The organism is Salegentibacter sp., from assembly GCF_041642575.1.
Classification (GTDB): domain Bacteria; phylum Bacteroidota; class Bacteroidia; order Flavobacteriales; family Flavobacteriaceae; genus Salegentibacter.
The window spans coordinates 1-6,221 of sequence record NZ_JBEPWD010000103.1 but is presented as its reverse complement, the minus strand read 5'-3'; the positions used below and the strand labels follow the sequence as shown (position 1 = coordinate 6,221).

The following is a 6,221-nucleotide window of genomic DNA, read 5'->3' as shown; positions in this document are numbered from 1 at the left end:
ATGGTATTAGGGCTCTAAAATTTAAGGAGGTAAATTTCTGATAATTAATAAGTTTCTTTTACCGTTAAAAAAATTAATCATGCCGTTTATAAAAAAAATAAGAAGAACCAGACAGTTTTTGAGGATGTAACCTCTCGTTAATTCTAACGTTTTTGCAATTACTATTGCTCTATAAACTATTTGATAGCCTAAAACAAATGTTAAATTCTAATTTTGCACGAAATCTCAACACGTTAAGATTTCTTAATTACAAAAAAATTAACACCCGTCCTGTGTATTTTTAGGGGGTATAAATATTTCATAAAATTTTTATGAGGATAGATGTCAAAACGCTCCCGGTTCAGGAAATCATTGAAGACCTAGCCCGGAGTCTTGGATTAGAAGTTCAAAACGGGAATGGAGAACTTGTTATTCAGATACCAGAGAACCTGGGAGAGGGTTATATAAGAGGCGCAAGCTTTGATCCAGGTATTGGTGTGATCACCTATAATTGTAAATTCTATGAAGATGTAGAGATTCATTTCTCACTTAATACAATTCATCCTCTAAAATTCATTTTCTGTTCCGAAGGAAGTGTAGGACATTCATTTCAATCTCAGGAACATATAAATACGGTAGAAACTTACCAGAATATCATTGTATCCAGCAGCGGGTACAATGGGCATGTGTTATATTTTGCCGCGAATGAACAAACCCATGTTTCCAGTCTGGAAATCATAAGATCCTCTTTTGTGGCGCGGTCCAATCATAACTTCCGGGATCTTGATCCAACTCTTAAAGACCTTTTTAAGGATGATGTTTCTAAGAAGCAATTCTTTTACCAGGGGAATTACAGTATAAAAGCGGCTGACCTTATGGAGGAAATAGATAACCGAAATTATACCGGTTTTCTAAGATCTATATTCCTGGAGGGTAAAACTTTTGAAATGCTGGCAATACAAATCGCCCAGTATCAGGATGACGAAGCCGAAGACAAACTACCGCAGATACTTCGGAAATCTGATATTGAAAAGGTGAATTATGTGGTGAGACGTATCCAGGGAGATCTGGGAAGCAATCATACCGTAGAATCCCTGGCCAAAGAAGCAGGAACCAATGTCAATAAACTGCAGGAGGGCTTTAAATACGTGTACAATCTTACGGTAAACAAATATATGCAGCACAAAAAGCTGGAGGCTGCAAAAGAGATGCTGATGAATTCTGAAAAAAATATTTCAGAAATCGTTGTGGCCATAGGTCTTAACAACAGAAGTTATTTCTCTAAGATCTTTAAGGAGAAATACGGTGTAAATCCAAAATATTTTCTTAAAACCCGAAAGAAACAGTCTTAAATATTAATCTTCTTAAAAATTTCCGGTACCGTTTCCGGATCGAAATTCCATATTTCAGGAAGGAAATAATAAACCACCAGGCTCACTAATAGAATAGAAAGAACATTTAGCCAAATTCCAGATTTAATCATATCAGGAATTCTCAGGTATCCTGAGCCAAAAATTACGGCATTAGGCGGGGTGGCCACGGGCATCATAAAAGCACAGGATGCTGCAAGGGTGGCACTAACCATTAAAATGAAGGGATGAAGATCTAGAGCCACGGCCATAGTTGCGAGGACAGGTAATAACATGGCAGTAGTCGCTAAATTAGAGGTTACTTCAGTTAAAAAATTCACAGTTGCTACCAAAATCAGAATCAATAAAAACAATGGCAGATGCTCCAGGCCACTAAGTTGTTCACCTATCCAAACGGCCAGCCCGGAGTCTCCAAAGGCCCTGGCCAAAGCCATTCCCCCGCCAAAAAGCAGTATTATTCCCCATGGAAGTTCCACGGCTTCTTCCCAATTTAACAATGGTTTTCCTCGGTCTCCGGCAGGGATAGCAAACAAAATCACACCTGCAGTAATCGCAATTATAGTGTCATCAATAAAGGGAAAAAAAGGCTCAAGCAAAAAAGATCTGCTAATCCATAGGAAGGCGGTACAGGCAAAAATAATCAATACCCTTTTTTCAGCAGTATTCATTTTACCCAACAAGTTAATCTGCTTGGGGATTTCTTCTATTCCGCCTGGAATTTCCCTGTGTTTAAATTTAAAGGCATAATTGGTTAAATATTTCCAACACATAAATAGCAGGATCACTGATACCGGGAAGCCTAGCAAGCTCCATTGGAGGAAACTTATTTCTATGCCATAGAGTTCTTCCACGATTCCCGCAAAAACCAGATTTGGCGGAGTACCTATGAGGGTTGCGATTCCACCAATAGATGCACTATAGGCAATAGAAAGCATTAAAGCTTTACCAAATTGCTGATTTTCTTCTTTCGAAGCTCCCGGAATATCTTTTATTTGGGAAATAATAGCAGCTCCAATTGGCAGCATCATTACCGCGGTTGCCGTGTTGGAAATCCACATTGAGAGGAAAGCTGTGGCCAGCATAAAACCCAGGATAATATATTTTAATTTACTTCCTATAAGATTTATGATGTTTAGAGCAATTCTCCGGTGAAGATTCCATCTCTCAATAGCTATTGCAAGGATAAAACCTCCCAGGTATAAGAAAACATATTTATGGCCAAAAGCCGCTGTAGTGGCTTCAATTGAGAGTGCTCCTGTAAGGGGAAACAATATAATAGGCAAGAGAGCGGTAACTGAAATAGGTATTACTTCAGTTACCCACCACATGGCCATCCAGATGGTCACACAGAGTACATCAAAAGCAGCATCAGGCATTGAAGCCGGTTTTCCAATTAGCTGGAGTAGGATAAAAACAAGAGGTCCGGCAAATAGTATCGCCGTTTTTACAGTTTTATTCATTCAAAATAGTGAAAATTAGCTCAGGAAAATAAATGCTTTGCTTCCATATTCAACGGAAGTTACTAATTTTAGCATAAATTTCCTGCTATCATGAAAAAGATGCTCACGGGCATATTCGTTTTTCTGCTTTTGGCCTGCCAGCCAAAAACCCCCAAACAAGACTTGATTTCCTGGTTGCCGCAAGAAAGCGAAATGGTTATTCAGTCTCCGGATCTGGCGAGGCTAAAAGAAAAACTCTCCTCCTTAGAATTTTTAAATGAAAACGATTTTAAGCTGAAGACTGACCTCCAGGAAAATTTCTCATTTTTGCAGCACATAGATAGTCTGGGGAATTCTCTAATCGCTTTTTCTGACCTTGCAGAAGATAAGTATACTTTCATCCTGATAAGTGAAAATCAACCGAAACTGAAATTAGATTCGGTAAAAAACAAATCAGTTGAACGAATAAAATTTGATGACTTCGAGTTTGATAAGGTTAGCATTGAAGAAAATGTTTTCTTCATAACCAGAGAGAAAGGTATCTTCCTGGCCAGTAATTCCCGGAAAAATCTAAAGGCCCTGCTTGAAAAGAAAGAAAATTTCAGCGATGCCGAATTTCAAAAGGCTTATAAAGCCACTGACCCTAAAAAAAACTCTGTTTTAATAAACCACAAACTGTCCGGGGAAAAATTTACAAATTGGTTTCCCGAAGCCGATTCTACATTTACAAATTTTGGTAGCTGGAGTAGCATTGACCTGGCAGAAACTGAAGGTTCTATCCGTTTTAACGGATTAAGCCTGTGGCCAAAAAAGCCCGGGGTTCAGCAAATCTTTCAAAATACAGGTGCAAGTCCAAATCAGATATCCCAGGTTGTACCGGCATCAGCACCAGGATATTCTTCTTTTGGCTACCAAGATTTTGAACAATTTGAACAGAATTTGAACAGGTATTTTCAGAAGGATTTTTCTTCGATCGAAAAAAAGCTTCTGGAGAATACTTCAGAAATTGGTGTGATCCATTTTTCGGAAGAGGAAGTAGTAGTATTGAATAATCTGGATGTGGTCCTTGCGGAACAAAATCTGAAGAGATTTCGTATTGCCTGGGAGGATTTTAGAAATGTTACCATCTCTGAATTTGATGATCCTGAACTCTTCAAAGAAAATCTAAAGCCTTTAATGAATGCTAAAGACTTTCGGTTTTTTACTGTTTTGGAGAATTTTGTTCTTTTCAGCAATAAAAAGGAACATTTACAGGATGTGATCACAGCTTTTGCGAACAAAAATACCCTCGCACAACAGGAGTATTTTATGAATGCTTTTGAATATATGGCAGCAGCTTCAAACATTTTGCTGGTGGCCAATAATGAAGGTTTTAAAGAAATTATAAAGGAGAAAGCTACTGAAGGATTCGGAAACGAAATAGCAGAGCTGGATTTTGGAAATAATAGGCTCACTGCGCTTCAAGTGGTTGCCGACAGGGATTTCTCTCATATCCATGGAATTTTTCATAAATCTGAAGCCCCAGCAGCCCGGAGAAATACGGAGCAACTTCTTTCGGTTAAACTGGATGCTGAAATTCTGGGGAAACCCGTTTTTTTCAGCAATCATACCAATAACCAGAAAGATATCGCCGTGCAGGACATCAATAATGTGCTGTATTTAATTTCCAACAAAGGGACAATATTCTGGAAAAAACAACTGGATGGACCTATTTTAGGCGAAATTAAAGAAGTTGATATTCTTAAAAACGGCAAGTTTCAATTGGCCTTCGCAACCCCAAACCGACTGGAAGTAATTGCCCGAAATGGAAAACCCGTAAAACCATTTCCGCTAAAATTTAAAGATGAGATCACACAACCCCTGGCTTTATTCGATTATGATAATAATCGCAACTACCGTTTTCTGGTCACCCAGGGAAGGGAGCTTTTTATGTATGATTCAAAAGGCAGAAGCGTAAAAGGTTTTGGTTTTGACCAAACCAGCTCAGAGGTCTTATTCCCTCCAAAGCATATAAGAATGCGCAATAGGGATTATATCTTAATCGCAGAAGAATCCGGTAAACTCAACATTTTATCCCGCCAGGGAAAGCATAGGGTCAAGCCAAATGAGAACTTCAATTTTTCAGAAAATCCCTGGTATGAATTTGAAGGACAATTCATTTCAGGAAGCAGCCTCGGGGAAATTGTTTCAGTAGATGAAAAAGGGAAAGTTTCGAGACAAAATTTAAACTTTGCCGACAATTACAAGCTTGATGCTACTTCTAATTTACTGGTCAGTTTTTCAGAAAATATGCTGAAAATAAGAGATAAGGAAATTGCAATGGACTTCGGAGTTTATACCGAGCCAAAGATATTTCTGGTAAATAATAAATACTACATCACCATTACCGATCTACAAACCCAGAAGGTCTATGTACTTGACAGTAATGCTGAATTATTACCGGGCTTCCCGGTTTACGGCACCTCAGCAATAGACATCGCTAATATCGATATTGATAATTCCCCGGAATTCGTGGTGAAAGGGGATAATGGGGAGATTTTGATCTATAGGTTTTAGAGAAAAGTTATTTCTTCAGCATTTCTGCTTCAAAAAGATGGAAAAAATGCTTCAGCAATTTCTCCTGAACTTCAACCATTGGAACTTCTTTTTTTCCGAGCTCCACATTCAGGGAGGTTACGGCTTTTCCTTTAATTCCGCAGGGAACAATATTATCAAAATACCCCAGATTTGCATTCACGTTGAGTGCAAAACCATGCATGGTAACCCAGCGACTCGCTCTAACACCCATCGCGCAAATTTTTCGGGCAAAGGGAGTTCCCACGTCCAGCCAAACCCCGGTTTCACCCGGACTTCTTTTAGCCTTTAGGCCATATTCATCAAGAGTAAGGATAACCATTTCTTCGAGTAGGCGCAGGTATTTATGGATATCGGTAAAGAAATTCTCGAGATCAATAATGGGGTAGCCAACAATTTGCCCCGGGCCGTGATAGGTAATGTCGCCTCCACGATTTATCTTGTAATACTTTGCGTTTCTTTTTTCCAGTTCTTCTTCCGAAATCAGGAGGTGCTTTATATCGCCGCTTTTACCTAAAGTATAGACGTGGGGATGCTCAACCAACAAAAGATAATTAGGCGTTTCAAGGTTCAATTCCTCTCTACGGTTCCTGATCTTTAAATCCAGAATTTGTTTGAAGAGATCTTCCTGGTAGTCCCAGGTTTCTTTGTAATCTTTTAATCCGAGTTGTTGCAGTTCAATTTTCTTATTCATCCTCTATTTATTCGGATTATTCAGAATTATAAGCGCTGCGATCACTCCGGGAATCCAACCCAGTAAAGTTAATAACAATACGATAAGGATAGAGCCACAGCCGCGATCATACACGGCAAGGGGCGGAAACAAAATAGAAAGTATAACTCTCCAAACACTCATAAT

At 38.9% G+C, this 6,221-nt stretch carries 5 protein-coding genes; 2 read left to right on the top strand and 3 right to left on the bottom strand.

Annotation, left to right across the window (positions count from 1 at the left end):
* Positions 1 to 311 precede the first annotated feature (311 nt).
* Positions 312 to 1,331 carry a helix-turn-helix domain-containing protein gene (locus ACESK1_RS11455; RefSeq protein ID WP_372920314.1) on the top strand — a complete coding sequence of 340 codons (1,020 nt, stop codon included), beginning with the start codon at positions 312 to 314 and terminating at the stop codon, positions 1,329 to 1,331.
* On the opposite strand, the gene ACESK1_RS11450 is transcribed toward ACESK1_RS11455, so the two are convergent.
* On the bottom strand, positions 1,328 to 2,809 hold the full coding sequence (locus ACESK1_RS11450; protein ID WP_372920313.1) for an SLC13 family permease: 1,482 nt from the start codon (positions 2,807 to 2,809) through the stop codon (positions 1,328 to 1,330). The genes ACESK1_RS11455 and ACESK1_RS11450 overlap by 4 nt on opposite strands.
* Positions 2,810 to 2,899: 90 nt before the next feature.
* Between ACESK1_RS11450 and ACESK1_RS11445 the strand changes: the two genes are divergently transcribed.
* Positions 2,900 to 5,344 (top strand): hypothetical protein, encoded by a 2,445-nt coding sequence (locus ACESK1_RS11445; protein ID WP_372920312.1) that lies wholly within the window; start codon positions 2,900 to 2,902, stop codon positions 5,342 to 5,344.
* A 7-nt stretch (positions 5,345 to 5,351) separates the two neighbouring features.
* Here the strand turns inward: ACESK1_RS11445 and lipB are convergent, their stop codons facing one another.
* Positions 5,352 to 6,056 carry a lipoyl(octanoyl) transferase LipB gene (gene lipB / locus ACESK1_RS11440; protein WP_372920311.1) on the bottom strand — a complete coding sequence of 235 codons (705 nt, stop codon included), beginning with the start codon at positions 6,054 to 6,056 and terminating at the stop codon, positions 5,352 to 5,354.
* Between the two features lie 3 nt (positions 6,057 to 6,059).
* A complete protein-coding gene (locus ACESK1_RS11435) occupies positions 6,060 to 6,218 on the bottom strand; it encodes a YqaE/Pmp3 family membrane protein (protein WP_372920315.1) in 159 nt (52 codons plus the stop codon).
* Between the last annotated feature and the right edge of the window lie 3 nt (positions 6,219 to 6,221).